General features: G+C 59.5%; 17 protein-coding genes. 6 read left to right on the top strand and 11 right to left on the bottom strand.

Going from position 1 to position 17,843, the window contains the following annotated elements:
• Positions 1 to 3: 3 nt before the first annotated feature.
• On the bottom strand, positions 4 to 1,107 hold the full coding sequence (locus AC13C8_RS06510; RefSeq protein WP_177179401.1) for a Gfo/Idh/MocA family protein: 1,104 nt from the start codon (positions 1,105 to 1,107) through the stop codon (positions 4 to 6).
• A gap of 122 nt (positions 1,108 to 1,229) precedes the next feature.
• On the opposite strand from AC13C8_RS06510, the gene iolD reads away from it, so the two are divergent.
• Genes iolD through iolG form a run of 5 tightly spaced genes read left to right on the top strand, consistent with a single transcriptional unit; the run spans position 1,230 to position 6,768 of the window.
• The gene (gene iolD / locus AC13C8_RS06505) at positions 1,230 to 3,098 is read left to right on the top strand and encodes a 3D-(3,5/4)-trihydroxycyclohexane-1,2-dione acylhydrolase (decyclizing) (protein ID WP_482846784.1); all 1,869 of its coding nucleotides are present in this window, start codon (positions 1,230 to 1,232) and stop codon (positions 3,096 to 3,098) included.
• 5 nt (positions 3,099 to 3,103) lie between these two features.
• Positions 3,104 to 4,078, top strand: a complete 975-nt coding sequence (gene iolC, locus AC13C8_RS06500) for a 5-dehydro-2-deoxygluconokinase (protein WP_482846783.1) — start codon at positions 3,104 to 3,106, stop codon at positions 4,076 to 4,078.
• Between the two features lie 29 nt (positions 4,079 to 4,107).
• Positions 4,108 to 4,950: a 5-deoxy-glucuronate isomerase gene (locus AC13C8_RS06495; RefSeq protein ID WP_091433070.1), complete on the top strand. Its 843-nt coding sequence runs from the start codon at positions 4,108 to 4,110 to the stop codon at positions 4,948 to 4,950.
• Positions 4,947 to 5,777, top strand: a complete 831-nt coding sequence (locus tag AC13C8_RS06490) for a class II fructose-bisphosphate aldolase (RefSeq protein ID WP_482846782.1) — start codon at positions 4,947 to 4,949, stop codon at positions 5,775 to 5,777. Before AC13C8_RS06495 ends, AC13C8_RS06490 begins: the two co-directional genes overlap by 4 nt.
• A gap of 1 nt (position 5,778) precedes the next feature.
• A complete protein-coding gene (gene iolG / locus AC13C8_RS06485; protein WP_482846781.1) occupies positions 5,779 to 6,768 on the top strand; it encodes an inositol 2-dehydrogenase in 990 nt (329 codons plus the stop codon).
• 124 nt (positions 6,769 to 6,892) lie between these two features.
• Here the strand turns inward: iolG and AC13C8_RS06480 are convergent, their stop codons facing one another.
• The 9 genes from AC13C8_RS06480 to AC13C8_RS06440 form a co-directional block, all read right to left on the bottom strand.
• The gene (locus AC13C8_RS06480) at positions 6,893 to 7,978 is read right to left on the bottom strand and encodes an ABC transporter ATP-binding protein (protein ID WP_482846780.1); all 1,086 of its coding nucleotides are present in this window, start codon (positions 7,976 to 7,978) and stop codon (positions 6,893 to 6,895) included.
• A gap of 3 nt (positions 7,979 to 7,981) precedes the next feature.
• Positions 7,982 to 8,767 carry an ABC transporter permease gene (locus tag AC13C8_RS06475; RefSeq protein WP_091433239.1) on the bottom strand — a complete coding sequence of 262 codons (786 nt, stop codon included), beginning with the start codon at positions 8,765 to 8,767 and terminating at the stop codon, positions 7,982 to 7,984.
• A gap of 14 nt (positions 8,768 to 8,781) precedes the next feature.
• The gene (locus AC13C8_RS06470; RefSeq protein WP_482846779.1) at positions 8,782 to 9,768 is read right to left on the bottom strand and encodes an ABC transporter permease; all 987 of its coding nucleotides are present in this window, start codon (positions 9,766 to 9,768) and stop codon (positions 8,782 to 8,784) included.
• A gap of 73 nt (positions 9,769 to 9,841) precedes the next feature.
• Complete coding sequence (locus tag AC13C8_RS06465; RefSeq protein WP_482846778.1) at positions 9,842 to 10,951, bottom strand: ABC transporter substrate-binding protein; 1,110 nt, start codon at positions 10,949 to 10,951, stop codon at positions 9,842 to 9,844.
• 56 nt (positions 10,952 to 11,007) lie between these two features.
• A complete protein-coding gene (locus AC13C8_RS06460; RefSeq protein WP_482846777.1) occupies positions 11,008 to 12,117 on the bottom strand; it encodes an NAD/NADP octopine/nopaline dehydrogenase family protein in 1,110 nt (369 codons plus the stop codon).
• Between the two features lie 40 nt (positions 12,118 to 12,157).
• Entirely contained in the window at positions 12,158 to 12,748 is a 591-nt protein-coding gene (locus tag AC13C8_RS06455; RefSeq protein ID WP_482846776.1) for a peroxidase-related enzyme, read from the bottom strand.
• A complete protein-coding gene (locus tag AC13C8_RS06450; RefSeq protein WP_482846775.1) occupies positions 12,745 to 13,224 on the bottom strand; it encodes a hypothetical protein in 480 nt (159 codons plus the stop codon). The genes AC13C8_RS06455 and AC13C8_RS06450 overlap by 4 nt, the downstream gene beginning before the upstream one ends.
• Positions 13,224 to 14,690, bottom strand: a complete 1,467-nt coding sequence (locus AC13C8_RS06445; protein WP_482846774.1) for an NAD(P)-binding domain-containing protein — start codon at positions 14,688 to 14,690, stop codon at positions 13,224 to 13,226. The genes AC13C8_RS06450 and AC13C8_RS06445 overlap by 1 nt, the downstream gene beginning before the upstream one ends.
• 75 nt (positions 14,691 to 14,765) lie before the next feature.
• Positions 14,766 to 16,226: an aminotransferase class V-fold PLP-dependent enzyme gene (locus tag AC13C8_RS06440; protein ID WP_482846773.1), complete on the bottom strand. Its 1,461-nt coding sequence runs from the start codon at positions 16,224 to 16,226 to the stop codon at positions 14,766 to 14,768.
• Between the two features lie 101 nt (positions 16,227 to 16,327).
• Between AC13C8_RS06440 and AC13C8_RS06435 the strand changes: the two genes are divergently transcribed.
• Positions 16,328 to 16,792, top strand: coding sequence for an Lrp/AsnC family transcriptional regulator (locus AC13C8_RS06435; RefSeq protein WP_091433098.1), 465 nt, complete (start codon positions 16,328 to 16,330; stop codon positions 16,790 to 16,792).
• A gap of 9 nt (positions 16,793 to 16,801) precedes the next feature.
• Here AC13C8_RS06435 and tdh read toward each other — a convergent pair whose 3' ends face one another.
• On the bottom strand, positions 16,802 to 17,830 hold the full coding sequence (tdh, locus tag AC13C8_RS06430) for an L-threonine 3-dehydrogenase (protein WP_091433246.1): 1,029 nt from the start codon (positions 17,828 to 17,830) through the stop codon (positions 16,802 to 16,804).
• Positions 17,831 to 17,843: the final 13 nt, after the last annotated feature.

The raw sequence follows: 17,843 nt of genomic DNA, 5'->3' as shown, positions 1-17,843 counted from the left end.
AGCTCAGAAATTGTTGATGTCCTGCCAGCCGCCAGACTGGTCCGAGGCAAGCGCCGCCGCGATCACGCGGTTGACCTCGTGCCCGTCCCGAAAGGTTGGCCAACGGTTTTCTTGTGTCTCGATCGCGGCCAGAAAATCGCGCGCTTCGATGATGATCTGATCCTGATAGCCGGTGCCATGCCCCGGTCCCTGACAGAAAGCCTCATAGTCGGGATGCGCCGGTCCGGTCAGGATCTTGGTGAACCCGCGCGTGGCATCCGGCCCCTCGGTGCGATAAAGCCAAAGCGCATTCTGATCTTCCTGATCAAAGCGAATAGCGCCTTTTGTGCCCGTGATTTCATAGGCATAGCCCATCTTGCGCCCGGTCGCGATGCGGCTGAAATACATCTGCCCCATTGCGCCGTTTCCAAAGCGGCACATCACTTGGCCATGGTCGTCATTCGTCACCTTGCCACCGGGGCGGGTTTTGTGAACCGTTTCAACCTCGGCCATGACGCGGCTGATTGGCCCCATAAGGGCCAGAGCTGCGTTGATCATATGCGGGGCCAGATCGCCCATCGTGCCATTGGCCATGCCAACTGTGCGCCAATTGGCAGGTGTCTCGGGATTGGCCAGAAAATCTTCGGTATGTTCACCACGAAACCATGTGATGTCGCCAATCGTCCCTTCTGCAATCAGGTGACGCGCAAACTGGCTGGCCGGCGTGCGGATATAATTGAACCCCACCATGTTCACGACCCCGGCCCGTTCCGCAGCGGCGGTCATCGCCGCGCTGTCTTCGATCGAAGCGCCAAGGGGTTTTTCGCAAAAAACCGGCTTTCCCAAGGCAAAGGCGGCTTCAGCCACATCGCGATGGGTTTCCTGCGGGGATGCAATCACAACCGCACCGACCGCGTCATCATTGACCAAAGCGCGCCAGTCATCCGTGCCACGTCGGAACCCATAGGCCTTGCGATACCGTTCAGCACTTTCCGGGGTTGTGGCGCAGACCATCTCTAGCCGCGGGCGCAGCCCCGTGTTGAACACCGCCCCAACAGACGACATGGCGACCGCGTGCGCCTTGCCCATGTAGCCGCCACCAAGGATTCCGATACCGATCTCGGTCATGCTTTGAAGCTCCATCATGAAATACGGTTTGCAACCGGTTGCAAATTTTGTATCGTAAGAATCAAATTCTCGCAAGCTGCATTCGGTGACACGCCGGAAAATCTCGAAGGGTTCGCGCCAACATGACGAAACAACCAGACACCATTCGCCTGACCACGGCCCAAGCCATCATTCGTTGGCTGTCAAACCAGTTCATCCAGATCGACGGGCAAGAAATGCGCCTGTGTGGCGGAGGGTTCGGGATCTTCGGCCACGGCAACGTGACTTGCCTGGGCGAGGCACTTTACAATGTGCGGGACGAACTGCCGCTTTATCGCGGTCAGAATGAACAAAGCATGGGATTCGCGGCAGCGGGCTATGCCAAGCAATGGCTGCGCCAGCGGTTCATGTTCTGCACGGCATCAGCCGGGCCGGGCACCGCAAACCTTCTGACCGCTGCGGGACTGGCACATGCCAACCGCCTGCCCTTGCTGCTTTTGTGTGGCGACACATTCATCACACGCCTACCCGACCCGGTGTTGCAGCAAATGGAGAACTATGGCGACCCAACCCTTGGCGTGAATGACGCGTTCAAACCCGTTGTGCGGTATTGGGATCGCATCAGCCACCCGGCGCAGATCATCCAGTCGCTGCCAAATGCCATCGCCACCATGCTGGACCCGGCCGATTGTGGCCCCGCTTTCCTTGGTCTGCCGCAAGACGTGCAAGGCTGGACCTATGACTATCCAAAGGTATTCTTTGAGAAAAAGATGCATCGCATCCGTCGTCAGACCCCCGACTCAGACGAGGTTGCAGATGCGATTGCCCTTCTCAAAACAGCTAAGCGCCCGATGATCATTGCGGGCGGCGGCGTGCAGTATTCCGGCGCGGTCGATGAACTGACTGCTTTTGCTGAAGCCCACCAGATCCCTGTGGTTGAAACCATTGCGGGTCGGGCCAACATGCTGGCCACCCACCCTCTGAATATCGGCCCGATTGGCGTCACCGGATCAAACAGCGCCAATGCGATTGCTGAAAAGGCCGACGTGATCGTCGCTGTGGGCACGCGGTTGCAGGACTTTACCACCGGATCTTGGACGGCGTTTTCCAAGGACGCGCGCTTCATCTCGATCAACGCAGCCCGCCACGATGCAGGCAAGCATATGTCGCTGCCTGTTGTTGGCGACGCCAAACTGGCTTTGACCGCTCTCGGCGCGGCGCTGGACTTTCGGGCACCTGCCGACTGGGTTCAAACCGCACAGGACGAGCGCAAGACATGGGATGCCTATGTCGCCGACAACGTGTCTTATGGCAATCGCCCGAACTCCTATGCCCAAGCCATCGGCGCGGTGAACGAGTTGTGCGACCCCCGCGACCGTATTGTTGCTGCCGCAGGCGGCCTGCCTGCGGAGGTGACGGCCAACTGGCGCACACTTGATGTCGGCACCGTGGATGTGGAATTCGGCTTTTCCTGCATGGGCTACGAGATCGCCGGCGCCTGGGGCGCACGTATCGCGCAGGCCGAGCGCGAGCCGGACCAGGATGTCATCACCTTCTGCGGCGACGGCTCCTACATGATGCTGAACTCGGATATTTATTCCAGCGTGTTGAGCCGTAAGAAGTTGATTGTGATGCTGCTTGACAATGGCGGTTTCGCCGTCATCAACAAGCTGCAAAACAACACCGGGAATGAGAGCTTCAACAACCTGATCGCCGATTGCCCGACCGTGCCTGAACCCTTTGGCGTGGATTTCGTGGCCCACGCGGCGTCAATGGGGGCCGAGGCCGAGAAAGTGTCGAACCCGTCCGAACTGGGCGAAGCGTTCAAACGCGCCAAGGCATCGGACAAAACCTATGTGATCGTCATGAATGTGGACCCCTATGAAGGCTGGACCACCGAAGGTCACGCGTGGTGGGAGGTGGGCACCCCACACATCACCAACAGCGACCGGGTGCGCGAGGCGCATCAGGATTGGGAAAGCTCCCGCCCGAAACAGCGGAAGGGAGTGTAAGGCACATGCTCCTCGACGGCATCAGACAGAACAAATTCGTGGTCTTTGGTCGCGCGGGTATGGACCTTTACGCGGACCCCGTCGGCACCAAATCGGAACATGCCGACATGTTTCATGCTGACCTTGGCGGCTCATCCGCCAATATCTGCGCCGGGCTGGTGAAGCTGGGGGCAAAGGCCGCTTTGGTTACGTCGGTATCCGATGACGCGGTGGGGCGGTTCTGTATCAATCGCTTGTGTCACTATGGTGTCGACACCCGTTATGTTCAGTCCGTGGGGGGCGAGGCGCGCACATCGCTTGCCGTCTATGAAAGTGTGCTGGAGGATTTTCAGAACGTGATCTATCGCAATGGGGCGGCTGATTTTCAGGTGCCCGATGCAGATGTCGACCAAGTTGACTACTCTGCCTTCGGTGCACTGATCACAGCAGGCACCGTGTTTGCCGCCGAGCCGTCCCGCAGTTCCACTTTCCGTGCCATCGACCATGCGCGTGCCGCCGGGTTGCCAGTGATTTTCGACATTGACTATCGCCCCTACAGTTGGCCATCCGCCGAAATTGCCGCTGATGTCCTGTCTCGCGCTGGTGCAGTCAGCGACATGATCGTCGGCAATGATGAAGAGTTCGGTTTCATGGCGGGCGGCATCGAAAACGGTATGGAAAAGGCACGGGAACTCGCCGCCGAAGGCAAACTGATCATCTACAAGATGGGCCACAAAGGTGCGATCACACTTTGGCAGGGCAACGAAATTCATACCGGGATTTACCCGGTTACGGCCGTTAAACCCAACGGTGCAGGTGACAGTTTCATGGCAGGGCTTCTGGCCTCGATTGCCGATGGACACAGCTTGCACGATGCCGTTCTGCGCGGCTCGGCCTGTGCATCCATCGTGGTCAGCCAACCCGGCTGCGCCCCAGCCATGCCGACCACTTTCGAACTCGACGCCTTCCTTGCCCAACATCCCGGCGCAAGCGCTGCTTAAGCGCGCCGCCCCTGAAAAGGACCAAACCCATGCACATCGCCCCGTACGACAACAAGAACACACCCATCGTTGATGCAGATCACGATCTGGTGCCGCTGAATTATTTCAACATCGTCAAGCTGAAGAAGGGCGAGACGTTCGAATACCAGGTGCCCGGCTATGAAACCTGCGTCGTTCCCGCCACCGGAACGGTGGACGTAGAGGTGGAGGGGATGAGCTTCCCCGCTCTGGGAAACCGAACCGTTGACGTCTGGGATGGCGAACCCGAAGGCGTTTATGTCCCCGTTGGCGCGAAAGTGACAATCACCTGCGTGACGGACGAAACCGAAACCTTCATCGCCGGGGCGAAATACGACAAGGTGCTTGATCCGTTTGATGTGCGCGCGGATGAGCTTGACCTTGTGCAATACGGGTCGGACGACACGAAAACCCACCGCAAGATCAAGCATATCCTTGGGCAGAAACATCACGACAAAGTGGGCCGTCTGCTGGTCAGCGAACTCTACACCGTCGGTCAGGGCGGCTGGTCCGGCTTCCCCTCGCACAAGCACGACACTGACCGCCTGCCCGACGAGACACGGCATGACGAGACCTATAATTTCCGCTTCCGCCCCAACTATGGCTCGGGCGTTCAGATGTTGCAGCGCGAAGACAACAAGCCGGGGGATGCTTATCATATCATGGACGGGTCCACGATTGTTCTGGACAAAGGCTATCACCCCTGCGCGGTGCTGCCCGGTTATGAAATGTATTATTTCACCATTCTGGGCGGTCTCAGCCAGCGGTCGCTGGTGCAGTATTTTCAACCAACACATGCAGGACAGATCGAAACCATCCCCGGCATCAAAGACATGATCGCGAAATTCAAATGACACTTACAACGCTTGCTGATGTGCTTCAGCCCGCGCTGAAGCAAGGCTATGCCGTGGCTGGGCTGGTCACATTGGGCTGGGAAGATATGCGCGCCTATGTCGCCGCCGCCGAAGCCGAAGACGTTCCCGTGATCCTTCAGGCGGGTCCGTCCTGCCGCGCGCACACGCCCCTGCCGGTGCTGGGCAAGATGTTCCGTTATCTGGCGGAAGGTGCCAGCGTGCCCGTCGTGGCGCATCTGGATCACGGCTATACGATGGATGAATGCCGCGAAGCGATCGACAGTGGGTTCACATCGGTCATGTTCGATGGTTCGCGCAAGCCCATTGCGGACAATATAGCCGCGACCAGGGCGATCGTCGAACTTGCCCATGCCGCAGGCGTCTCCTGCGAAGGCGAGATTGGCTTCGTCGGATATTCCGGCGGCGAAGGGTCATCGGGCACAGACCCTGACGACGCAGCCCGTTTTGCGCGCGAGACCGGCGTGGACGCGATGGCGATCTCGGTTGGCAACGTCCATCTTCAACAGGACAAGGAAGGCGGGCTGGATATACCCCGCATCCGGGCAATCGAGGCCGTGACCAGCGTGCCGCTTGTCATCCATGGCGGCTCTGGCGTGCCGGTCGAACAAAGACGATTGCTGGCGACAGGTTCAAGTATCTGCAAATTCAACATCGGCACCGAGTTGCGCATGGCCTTCGGACACGCCCTGCGCAAGGCGGTGAACCGCGACACATCCCGCTTTGACCGGGTCTTGATCTTGAAAGAAACTCACGACCCCGTCATGGATGCCACGCGCCGGGTACTGCGCGCGTTCAAAGGAGAATGACATGTTGAACATCGGACTTCTGGGCTGTGGCCGTATCGGGCAGGTTCACGCCCGCTCGATCAGCCAGATCGACGGCGCGCGCGTCGCGGCTGTCTCGGACGCGTTCGCCGACCCCGCCCAAGCCTTGGCATCAAAGATTGGCGCACAGGTCATGGACAGTGACGCGCTGATCAACAGCAAGGATGTCGACGCCGTGGTGATCGGAACACCAACGGACACCCATTACGACCTGATCCACGCCGCCGCCCGCGCGGGCAAGGCGATCTTTTGTGAAAAACCCGTCGACATGTCCGCCGACCGCATCCGCGATTGTATCAAGGCAGTCGATGCGGCAGGCGTTTCCTTCATGACCGCATTCAACCGTCGCTTTGACCCCAACTTCGCCAACATACGATGCCGTATAGAACAGGGAGAGATCGGGGACGTCGAGATCGTGACAATCATGTCGCGCGATCCGTCGCCGCCCCCCGTCAGCTATATTGAAAGTTCGGGTGGGCTGTTTCGGGACATGATGATCCATGACCTTGACATGGCGCGGTTTATTCTGGGCGAGGAACCGGTCAGCGTCTATGCCGTCGGTGCCGCCCTTGTTGATCCGGCCATTGGACGCGCGGGCGATGTTGATACCGCTGCTGTCACGCTGACCACGGCGTCCGGCAAAATCTGCCAGATTTCCAACTCCCGCCGGGCGACCTATGGCTATGACCAACGGCTGGAAGTGCACGGGTCCGCTGGAATGCTCCGCGCGGAGAATATACTGGAAACCACGGTTGAAGCCGCAAACGCTTCCGGGTTTCGCAAGGCACCCGCGCAGCATTTCTTCCTTGAGCGCTATGAAGCGGCGTATCGCAACGAAATGGTCCACTTTGTCGAAGCCGTTGCGTGCGGGGGTCTGGTTGCCCCGGACATCATGGACGGGCTACGCGCCCAGGTGCTTGCGGATGCAGCATCTATATCTCTTTCCACGGGGCAGCCAATCAGGATCGACTGACCCTTCCGTGTCACCAATACGCGCGTTGGCAAGCAGATCGCGTCGGCCAACGCGGACATCGGTTATGGTGCCGTTGTTCGGGGTCTGCGCGCTCTAAATGGCTACAGGAGTGGTCCGATGCCGTTCAGTTTTTCAGCACTGCCATATTGTCCGCCTCCCAGCCGACCCAGACCGGATCGCTGCCGAGCGACTGGCCGGTCTCGGCATCAACATAGGCCTTGAGCACCGCATCGCCGTTCTCGCCCACAGCGATCTCCATCGTCATGCGAGATCCGAGGAAGGTTCTGCCCACCACGCGCCCCAGCACCGCATTACCGGTCTGCGGGCGCTCGGTGTGGAAGTCGAGCTTCTCTAACCGCACTGAAGCGGTGATTGGCTGACCCGCGTCCGGCAATCTGTCAGGCGCCTTGCCCATAAGGGTTGTTCCCTCCCAGTCCATCACCACCTTGTCGCCTTCGGTGCCTCGCATCCGGCCTGACAGAAGGTTGGTCTCGCCGATGAACTCGGCCACGAACCGGCTGGCGGGCCGGAAATACAGCTCTTCCGGTGTGCCGTCCTGTTCCACCCGACCCTGGTTCATCACCACGATCCGGTCGGACATGGTCAATGCTTCTTCCTGATCGTGGGTCACGAAGAAGAAGGTCTTGTTGGTGCGCCGCTGGATCGATTTCAGCTCCTGCTGGACCTGTCCGCGCAGCTTGGCATCCAACGCACCCAGCGGTTCGTCCAGCAACAGCAGTGCCGGATCGGGCGCCAGCGCGCGGGCCAGTGCCACCCGCTGACGCTGACCGCCGGACAGTTGCACCGGATAGCGGCCGCCAAAGGCGTCAAGTTCCAGAAACGACATGATCTCGTCCGAGCGGCGCTTGATGTCCGCCTTGCCCATCCCTTTCAGCTCCAGCCCGAAGGAAATATTCTGCGCCACGGTCATATGTGGAAACAGCGCGTAATCCTGAAATACCATGTTCACATGGCGCTTCTCGGGCGGCTGGTCGGTCACGTCCTCGCCGTCAAGGATCACCCGGCCGGTGGTCGGACGTTCGAACCCGCCAAGGATGCGCAGCGTGGTGGACTTGCCGCAACCCGACGGGCCAAGAAAGGTCACGAACTCGCCCTGTGCGATGTCCAGTGTCAGGTTGTCCAGCGCGACGGTCTTGCCGAAATGCTTGGACAGTCCCTCGATGCGGACAAGTGGCGTCTGATCGGTCATGGTTCAGCTTTCCTTGTTCATGCGGCGGGTGAAACGCTCGGCCCAAATGCCGACGGCGGCGGTCAGGATCAGCGCGACAGTTGCGATGGCGTTAATCTCCGGGCTCATGCCGGACCGAAGTTTGGCAAAGATCAGCACCGGCAGCGTCGGTTCATACCCGCCCAGGAAGAACGATCGGACGAAATCGTCAAACGACAACAGCAGGCAGAAGATCGACGCGCCGAGAATGGCGGGCACCAGATAGGGCAAAGTGATCCGGATGAACGTGACCAGCGGGTCGGCACCAAGGTCGCGGGCGGCCTCGATCTGGCTTTTCGGCAGGGTCGACAGGCGTGCCATCACCACCAGCACCACGAAGGGCACGTTGTGCACCGCGTGCGCCCAGACGATCGCGCCCATGCCGGGCTCGATCCCCAGATAGCGGGCATAGATGCGAAACGCGATGGCCGAAATGATCCCCGGCACCAGCGCAGGCAGCACCGTCATTCCGAAAATCGCAGTGCGGCCAAGGAATTTTCGCCCCTCCAGCAACACGGCGATCCACGTGCCGACCATCACTGAAATCAGCGTCGACAGAACCGCGATGGCGATGGAATACCCAAAGGTCGACAAGACCTCGGCATCGGCAAAGACTCCCGTGTACCAATCCAATGTCCATGACCGGATCGGAAAGCCAATGAACTTCGAATCCTTGAACCCCATCATGATCATGAGGAACAGCGGCACGAAGACGTAAAGGACAAAGGCCCAATAGATGCAGCTCAGGAAGATCCGGTTGCCCCGGAACAGCTCTGGACGATCGTTCATTCCTGCTCTCCTTTACGCAGCGAATTCATCACTTTCTGGAACGTCGCCGTAATGACAAGCGCCGCCATGAACATGATCGTGGCAAAAGCGGCTCCGGTGGGCCATTCGTCACCGGCCACACGGAAAAAGCCCGCGATGGTCTCGGCAAACACCGTGGTCGATGGCCCGCCCAGCAGAACCGGAGTCGCGTAGAGCCCGGTCGAGATCAAAAAGACCAGCGTGCAGCCTGACGAGATACCTTCGATGGTCAGCGGAAGCGACACCCGGCGGAACCGTGTCCATGCCCCTGCGCCCAGATCGGCTGCGGCCTCGTTCATGCTTTGCGGCAATTTCTCAAGCGCCGAATACAGCGGCAACAGCATGTAAAGCGCAGTCAGATAGACAATGCCGACCCCCATCGAAAAGCTCGTGTACATGAAGGGTATGGGTCGGTCGATCAGACCCATCCATTTCAAAACAAGGTTCACAGCGCCCGTGTTGCCCAACAGGATCATGATGGCATAGGTGCGCACAATCTCACCCACCCAGAACGGGATCAGCAGAAGCAGCAGAAACAACATCTGGTTCTTGCGGCTGACATGGCGGGCAAGGAAATAGGCCACCGGATATGTGATGATCAGCGTGCAGAAGGTGAACACCCCGGCAAAGGCCAGTGTCCGAAAGAACGGCATCCAGAAGATACTATCCCCGAAAAAGCGGGCATAATTGTCCAGGGTGAAATTCTGTTCGACCCCCGGTGCGACCGGATAGGCATCGGTCAGCGACACCCGAACCATCTGCAACATCGGCCCGAGGTGTTGGGTCAGCACCCACAGGACCGGAAAGGCGGCAAGGATCAGGAACTGGCGGCGCGGCGAGGCCGTCGCCAGACGCATCAACGTGTGATACGGGCCCCATCCGACCAGGCGGCCCCAGAATGTGCGGTCGGAAGCGTCATGTGCCTCGGCGCGCTTGCCCCGCTGCGAGGATGCGTCATAGGTCATTCAATGGTCTTTCGGAAGGTCAGGGCCCCTGCCCCGCACCGGGCGGGACAGGAACAGGTTTCCTAACATGGTATCAGGCGGCCTTGATCGCCTCGACCGCCGGGTCAACAAGCCCGTATTTCATCTCGTTCGCTTCGGCACGGAAGAATTGCAGGTTCGCCAACTGCTCTTCCGGGAACGAGGTCGACTTCTTCTCGAGATCGCTCAGATATTGCGAGGCATCCTTGTATGTCGAAATGAAGCCCGATGCCTTGGTCATCGCCGCACCGATCTCGGGCGAGGCAAGGATCGCGTCAAGGAAGGTATAGGCGTTGTCCGCATTGGGCGCGTTGTTGGCGATATTATAGGTATAGACAAAGCCATATGACCCTTCGCGCGGGATCGTCATCGCCAGCGGGAAGCCATCATTGATCAACGCTGCTGCCGGGCCGTTCCACGAATGACCCAACGCAATGTCCTGGTTGACCATCATCTGCTGGAACTCGGCCCCGCCGTCGTAATATTTGCGCACCAAAGGCTTCTTCTCGATCAGGAACTGCTTGGCCTCCTCGACGATCTGTGCGGCCTTCTCGGGGTCATCCATATATTCGACCATATTGCCGTCATACCCCTTCATCAGCATCACGATCGACATCATGTCCTGAATGATATAGGCCGTCTGACCGCTGTATTTCTCGCTGAACAAAGTGTCCCAAGTCAGCGCTTCTTCCTCGCTCACCAACTCGGTGTTGTAGGACAGGACTTCCATTCCAGACAGGATCGGCGCACCCCATTTGTTGCCGTTGATCGTCGACCAATCGCTTTCCGAGAAGGTCGGGTTGATCTTGCCCCAGTTGGTCAGCCGGTCAGTGTCAAGCGGCGCCAGAAGGTCGCTGTCGATGAATTGCAGGAACCGGTGGCCGGCGACAGTCATGATGTCGACCGTCGGGTTCGGCTGTTCGGCGGCCAGCAGGTTGAACTGTTTGCCCTGATCATCCACCAGACGCACATTCACCTTGATACCGGTTTCGGCCTCGAACTGCTCCTTGAACGCTTCGGGCACGAAATCGTTATAGGTCCAGATGTTCACCTCGCCACCCGACTGGGCCGCAGCGCGACGCAGATAGAAGGGCGATGCCAGCGCAGCTCCCGTGGTGGCGGCGGTGCCAAGAAAACGGCGGCGGCTATAAAGCAGTTTTGACATATCAGGTCTCCTTGTTGGTTCAGTGGTCTTCTTCTTGGTTATTATCTTGTCGTCGTTCAGGCGCTGGCGGGGTGGCGCAACAACCCTGTCTTTGCGGCCTGTTTCAGATCATCAAGGTCATAGCGGCGAAGGTCCAGCGCTTTCAGGATCTCGTTCTCTCCTTCGAAATCCCGACCATACATGGCCGAAAAAATCCGGATGCCAGCCTCGTGCAGCGGTGCGGGGTGGCCGGTCAGCCGCCCCAGCTCTGCCGTCAACACCAGACCGTAAGGAACATCTTCGGTCACATAACGGCTGTCGGCAGTGGCCGGACCGACACCGCCATTGCCCTGTTCATGCATCTGCTGGTTCATCTCGGAAATCGAGGCGACGGGCACATGAAACGACAGGTGGAAATGCTCAAAAATCGTCTTGACCTCCAGCCCCAGCGCCTGCGCGATCTCCAGCCGTTCACGGTCCAGCTCTTCCAGCAAACGACCCACTTTGGGGGTGACGTTCTGACCTTGCGACCATGTCTCGCCCTGCTCCATCCGGGTGATGTTGCCCAAGGCGATCCCCATATGGTTTTGCGGGTTCAGGTTTGACAGTGAAATGGCCAAAAGCCCGTCGCGCGGTTGGAACCGGTCGCCGAACAGGGTCTGGCACAGGCTCAATGCCTCTTCGGATCGGTCATCCGGCACAGTGCACAGATCAACCCGGCTGCGCACCGTGTTCACCTTCACCTCGGTGCCAGATTGCCGCCGCCCGGTGCAGATTGTTGTGCCCCAGGCGGTGATCGGAATGCGCACACCGCGCGCGGCCAGCACCTGTGTCAGATACACCGCCCCAAGCGAGGCGTGGGAGGACATGATCACCTGATGCCGTGGCTCAATATGCGGGGCCAAAGCGTCCAATACGGTCTTGTGCCCATAACCGGGCAGCGCGATAATCAACACGTCATTGTCGCGCGCCAGCATCGCGGCACTATCGGCAATGCGGGGCGTCAACGTTGTCTCGACAGCACCAGTGGCAGTCAAGATTGCCCCGTCAGCAAGCTCTGCCGTGCCCTTGCCCGAAGGCGACCACAGCATCGGATCGTGGCCAGCCTTATGCAACAGCGCCGCCGTCCCGAACGCAATCGAGCCTGCGCCCGCCAATCCAACCGATTTGCCCACGTCTCCTCCCATCGTATTTGCCAAACCTTTCATCGCGACGCTGATCTTCGCCCTACGCTGCGTCTTCCGGCACCCGCACCGGATCGCCCAGAACATGCATCAGCCGGTTGGCCCAGCCAAACAGCGCGGCGGACAGGGTCAGATCCAGCATCTCGGTCTCGTCCAACCCGGCAGCCTTCAGCGCGTCCATATGCTCCGGCCCCGCATTTGACGGTGCTTCGGACAGCGCCACCGCAAAATCAAAGATCGCCCGGTCGCGTGGTCCTAGGTCTGCCTTCGCGCCGTCGCGGAACAGTCTGTCCGTCGCCTCGGTCGATTTCTCTAGCTGCGCATGGCGCGCGGCATGGACAGCGGCGCAATAGATGCAATGGTTGACCATCGAGGCTCCCAGCGCGCCCAGTTCCCGCTCTGCCCGGCTCATCCCGCCCCTGTCATACATAATGGCATTAAACAGCGGCGAACGCACCTTCAGGCTTTCGACGTCATGCGCAAGGGTCAGAACATATTCCGACACCTTGGTATTCGACGGCGTGACCTGCATCGCATCCAACTGCGCGTCGGTCGCTTCAGACAGGTTCACCGGGGTCACGCGCGGCTGCCAATGCGGCACATTGCGGGTGAATTTCGTGACCACCGTGCTCATGCGAACATCCCCTTCATCAGACGCAGCCCGGCAATCAGCCGAATCTGATAGGCCAGAAATGCGTTCAGTTCCGCCAACCGAACGATGTCGGCATCCGCCACACCTGTCGCTTGCAGACCCGAGATGTCAGTCGCCACGACATTGCGCGTATCCACCGCCACCTTGTCCATGAAATCCACGACCTCAGCCAAGCCGTGTGCAGCGCCGTCATTGGCCGGATCGGCCAGATCGGCAAACGCGCCGGCTCCTTCGGCATAGCACGCGGCAAGGTCGGTTTCTGCATTCAGCGCCACAATCCGCGCCGCCAGAGCCGCCCGCAATTCATGCGACCACGGGCCTTTGTCCTTGGGGCGCAGTACCGCTTCTTCCGCGGCCTGCGTCATCTCGAAGATATTCGCGCGGCCCTCGACGGCAGCCCCCACTGCGGCATCCGTCATGACACCTGCAAATCTCAAAGCGGTCGTCTCCAACGCCATCAGGCCACTTTTCCTTTCTTGTCGTCCGTCACCAGTTCGGAGGGCACCCATTCGCTGCCATCCAGTTCCGGCTTGTCGTAATCCAGCATCGCCTGCCAATGCGCGTCTATATCCTCGGCATACAGTCTCGCCGCGATCTCGCGCACCATCCAATTGGCACCTTCCGAGATCCCGGGAATATCGCCCGACACCTTGCCCAGGCTGGCCGAGGCGCCGTAGTTGAAGCAATAGACATTGGACAGCCACGGCGCGGTGCCCGGCACCTTTTCGCGGAAGGTGAAATCGTCATTCAAATAGGGGAACCGTCCCAAATCGCGTGAGTGCTCGTCCGCTGGTGGTGCGTAAACATCCTGCCACAGCAGAATATCGCTGGCCGCATCGCCGAACTCGGTTCGTGACAGCGGGTCGATCGTGAAGCCGGTGCCAAGGATAACGAAATCCGCCTCATAAGCCGTGCCATCGGCGAAACCCACTTTGACCGCGCCGTTCTTTTCGACCGTCGTTTGCACCGCTTTGCCGAAATGGAAATAGGCATTCGGATGACGGCTGACCCGGTTGGTGGACCCGTGCGGCGGTGGCGTTTGAGTGGCAAAGGAATACTGCATGAAGCGCCAGCGCCATTCATCGGGCAGGCGGGCATATCCGGCGGTGAACCCGAACGAGCCGATCCCCATCATCTTGTTGATCGTCGGCATTTCAGCGCGGCGGATCAGGTGGCGCACTTCGGCCGCGCCATGTTCCAGCGCCTCGGCGGCATTGTCCACGGCGGACGCCCCCACGCCCACCACCGCCACGCGCTTGCCTTTCAGCGTGGCAAAGTCGATCTCGTCGGCACTATGCGCCCAATACTTGCGGTCCAGACCCTGCACGAAGCCCGGAATGTTCGGCTGCCCCGTGCCATCGCGCCCGGTGGCAAAAACCAGTTTGCGGCACAGGATTGATTCTTCCCTGGCCCCCGAAAGATGCAGCCGCAACAAATCCCCCTCAGGTTCGACCAGATCGACGGCCAAGTTGTTCTCGGTCGGGATGTCCAACACCTGACGATACCATTGCAGGTATTCCATCCACATCGGGCGTGGGATTTTGTCCAACGCGTCCCATCCCTCCGTGCCAAACTGCGCGCGAAACCACGCCTGAAAACTCAGCGCGCCATGGCCGAAGGCCGGGCCGGTCAGTTCCTTGGGCGAGCGTAACGTCTCCATCCGCGCATAGGTCAGCCACGGGCCTTCCAGCCCCTCGGGGCTGCGGTCCAGCACCCGCATGTTGTGAATGCCGCCGGTTTTCAACGCCAACCACGCCACCATGCCGCACATGCCACCACCGATGATCACTACATCGCTGACCCCGTCACGCACCGGCACCCAATCCTTGCCCGGCCAGCACAGGAACTTCAGATCCTCGCGCAGCCGCGCCTCCAATGCAGGCAGCCCTTGGCCGTCTATCGGGGAATCTGTGTCATGTGTCATGTTGGTTGTCCTTCAAGTGTCGTGGTCCGTCACGTCGTGATCAATCCGCACGGATGCGGACCGGCCAGTGTTTTGTTATGAAGCAAGCGTATCCTTGGGCAAGGCTTGGGCTTTGAAACGGGCGGTACTGGTATCGACGTTATACTGTGCCGCATAATCCTGGGCGATCCGCGCCAGATCGTCCACCGCATCAATGATTAAATCTGCCTTCTCGTCCGTCATCAGGGCAGAAAGGTTCAGCCGCACCCAGCCGGGTTTGGCGGTTTCCTGGCCCAGTTCCAACGCCGCCATAGTGGCATCCGAATCGGACTTGCCCAGACCCAGCAAACGGTGGCCATAAGGCCCGGCGCAGGCGCAACCGCCACGCGCCTGAACGCCTGTCAGATCGCTGAGCAACCGGGTGAAAAACTGGTGGTGGACCTGCGCGCCCTGCCCGTCCCGTATCCGGAACGAAAAAATTGGCAGCGCATCGGCTTCGGGTGTGCCCAGTATCTGGATACGATCATTGGCCGCCCAGACCTTCAAGGCACGCGCCCTGAGCGCCGCTTGCCGTTTATCCAACCAATCCTGCCCCAACGCTTCTTTCACCAGCATCGCCAATGCGGCGCGAATGTCGCCGGTCACATTGGGCGTGCCGCCCTCTTCGCGCGCGGCAAGGTTTTCGGAATACACATGCCCCCAAGGCGACACGAAACTGACCGTGCCGCCGCCAGGAAGGGTCGGCGTGGCACGGCGGGCAATTTCGTCACGGATCACCGCAACACCGCTGGATCCAGGACCGCCGGGAAACTTATGCACGGAAAAGACGATGGCATCTTTCTGGGCATCGCTGCCCTGTCTCATGTCCATCTCGCAGTAAGGGCCGGCGCAGCCGTAATCCCAAACCGCCAGCGCCCCATGGGCACGCAACATCCGTGTAACCGCATCCGCGTCGGTCAGAATGCCGGTGACGTTTGACGCCGCCGAAAAGGTGCCGACGATGCGCGCAGCCCCTTTGGCCGCCCACAAGGCGCGGGCCAGATCATTCATGTCCACACCGCCACCTTGCGCTTCGGCAATTTCAACCACCTCGGCCCCGGTCTCGCGCCACGGCAGGATGTTGGAATGATGCTCATACGGGCCGGTCAGAACCACCACCCGCTGCCCGTCCCTCACCATTTTGGTCAGATCCAGCAGACCGACGATCCGGTTGATCCCGGCGGTCGAACCTGCGCCGGTAAACACCACGCTCATCCCCTGCCCCGCGCCGGTCAGGCGGGCAATCTCGGTCCGCGCAGCCTCGCGCAGTTTGGTCATGTATTCACCACAGAACGACGCCTGTGTGTGGGTGTTGGCATAATAGGGCAGCACTCGGTCACGGATGAAATCCTCGACTTGTGCCAGCGCCCGGCCCGAAGCCACGTAATCGGCATAAATTAGCGGCTTTGGACCGAACGGCCCGTCTATCTGCACATCCTCACCGATCAGCCCCTTGCGGATCTGGTCGTGAATATCGGAACCTGTCAGCGTAGCCTTGAAATCGTCGAGAGCCGTCATGTTATCTCCTGATTTGATGCAAGCATTATGACGCAATATCAACAAATTTATTCACAGTTTTTAGCCGTTGTATTTCATTTTTTGGGTCATATAATCGGTATATGGCAGATAAATTCGATCAATTTGATTACCGCATCCTGGAAGAACTTCAGCGTGACTCGGCACAGTCCCAACGGGCGCTTGCCGACAAGGTTGGCCTGTCGCAAAACGCGTGCTGGCGACGGCTCAAGACGTTGGAGGCGAAGGGGGCTATCCGCAACCGAACCGTGGTCATCAACCGCGAGAAACTGGGCGGTGGCTTCGTCGTGTTTTCGCTGATCAAAACGCGGCATCATTCGTCGGATTGGCTGCGCCAGTTCCGCAATCATGTCTCGGCAATCCCCGAGGTGATCGACTTCTTCCGCATCGGCGGTGAATATGATTATCTTCTAAAGATTGTTGTCAACAACATGGCCGGGTATGACGAAGTCTATAAGCGCCTGATCGGCAATATCGAGCTTGAGACCGTCACGTCCTATTTCGCGATGGAGGCGATCGAGGAGCAGCGCCCCATCCCGCTCAGATAGCCTCCGGCCCTACCGCCAGTTCAACACCACCTTACCCGACAAGCCGGATTTCATCGCAGCGAACCCCTCTTTGAACTCGTCCACCTTCATCCGGTGGGTGATCACGCGGCTCACATCCAGCCCGTTTTGTAACATGGCGATCATCTTATACCAGGTCTCAAACATCTCGCGCCCATAGACGCCCTTGATGGTGATCGCCTTGAATACGATGCGCGACCAGTCAACCGGAGACTTGCCGGGCGGAATGCCCAGAAGCGCGATCTTGCCGCCCATGATCAGACCTTCTACCATCTGATCCAGCGCCTGCTGACTGCCCGACATTTCCAAGCCGACATCAAAACCCTGCTTCATCCCCAACTCGCGGATCACATCGCGCAGGTCTTCTGTTGTCACATCGACCGTTCGGATGTTGTGGCAGACATGTTCGGCCAGCTTCAGGCGATCCGGATTGATATCGGTGATCACCACATGCCGCGCCCCGGCATGACGCGCGACTGCTGCGGCCATGATGCCAATCGGCCCGGCACCGGTGATCAACACATCCTCGCCCAGCAGATCGAAACTCAGCGCCGTGTGCACCGCGTTTCCCAACGGATCAAGGATCGCACCAATCTCGTCCGGAATATCATCCGGCAACGGCACCACATTGAACGCGGGCAGGCGCAGATATTCCGCAAACGCCCCCTGCACATTGACTCCGATGCCCCGCGTTCCGGGGTCCAGATGGAACTTGCCCGACCGGCTCTGGCGGCTTTCCGTGCCGACCACATGGCCTTCGCCCGAACACCTTTGACCGATCTCAAGCCCGGTGACATTGCGGCCAAGCTCGACGATCTCGCCGGCAAATTCGTGACCCGTGATCATCGGCACCGGCACCGTGGCCTGCGCCCAGTCGTCCCAGTTCCAGATGTGAATATCGGTGCCGCAGATACCCGTGGCATTGATGCGGATCAGCACATCATCCGGCCCGATCTCGGGCACCGGAGCGCGCACCATCCACAACCCTTCTTCGGGCTTGGATTTTTCCAGGGCTTTCATCGTGTTCGGCAGG

Source organism: Aliiroseovarius sp. B-4, from assembly GCF_056857795.1.
Note: the sequence above shows the minus strand (reverse complement) of the source record. Positions and strands in the feature narration are given on the sequence as shown.

What these genes read in the sequence shown, in the direction of transcription:
- AC13C8_RS06510 (WP_177179401.1), bottom strand. Translation starts at nt 1,107, where the DNA reads ATGACCGAGATCGGTATCGGAATCCTTGGTGGCGGCTACATGGGCAAG.
- iolD (WP_482846784.1), top strand. Translation starts at nt 1,230, where the DNA reads ATGACGAAACAACCAGACACCATTCGCCTGACCACGGCCCAAGCCATC.
- iolC (WP_482846783.1), top strand. Translation starts at nt 3,104, where the DNA reads ATGCTCCTCGACGGCATCAGACAGAACAAATTCGTGGTCTTTGGTCGC.
- AC13C8_RS06495 (WP_091433070.1), top strand. Translation starts at nt 4,108, where the DNA reads ATGCACATCGCCCCGTACGACAACAAGAACACACCCATCGTTGATGCA.
- AC13C8_RS06490 (WP_482846782.1), top strand. Translation starts at nt 4,947, where the DNA reads ATGACACTTACAACGCTTGCTGATGTGCTTCAGCCCGCGCTGAAGCAA.
- iolG (WP_482846781.1), top strand. Translation starts at nt 5,779, where the DNA reads ATGTTGAACATCGGACTTCTGGGCTGTGGCCGTATCGGGCAGGTTCAC.
- AC13C8_RS06480 (WP_482846780.1), bottom strand. Translation starts at nt 7,978, where the DNA reads ATGACCGATCAGACGCCACTTGTCCGCATCGAGGGACTGTCCAAGCAT.
- AC13C8_RS06470 (WP_482846779.1), bottom strand. Translation starts at nt 9,768, where the DNA reads ATGACCTATGACGCATCCTCGCAGCGGGGCAAGCGCGCCGAGGCACAT.
- AC13C8_RS06465 (WP_482846778.1), bottom strand. Translation starts at nt 10,951, where the DNA reads ATGTCAAAACTGCTTTATAGCCGCCGCCGTTTTCTTGGCACCGCCGCC.
- AC13C8_RS06460 (WP_482846777.1), bottom strand. Translation starts at nt 12,117, where the DNA reads ATGGGAGGAGACGTGGGCAAATCGGTTGGATTGGCGGGCGCAGGCTCG.
- AC13C8_RS06455 (WP_482846776.1), bottom strand. Translation starts at nt 12,748, where the DNA reads ATGAGCACGGTGGTCACGAAATTCACCCGCAATGTGCCGCATTGGCAG.
- AC13C8_RS06450 (WP_482846775.1), bottom strand. Translation starts at nt 13,224, where the DNA reads ATGGCGTTGGAGACGACCGCTTTGAGATTTGCAGGTGTCATGACGGAT.
- AC13C8_RS06445 (WP_482846774.1), bottom strand. Translation starts at nt 14,690, where the DNA reads ATGACACATGACACAGATTCCCCGATAGACGGCCAAGGGCTGCCTGCA.
- AC13C8_RS06440 (WP_482846773.1), bottom strand. Translation starts at nt 16,226, where the DNA reads ATGACGGCTCTCGACGATTTCAAGGCTACGCTGACAGGTTCCGATATT.
- AC13C8_RS06435 (WP_091433098.1), top strand. Translation starts at nt 16,328, where the DNA reads ATGGCAGATAAATTCGATCAATTTGATTACCGCATCCTGGAAGAACTT.
- tdh (WP_091433246.1), bottom strand. Translation starts at nt 17,830, where the DNA reads ATGAAAGCCCTGGAAAAATCCAAGCCCGAAGAAGGGTTGTGGATGGTG.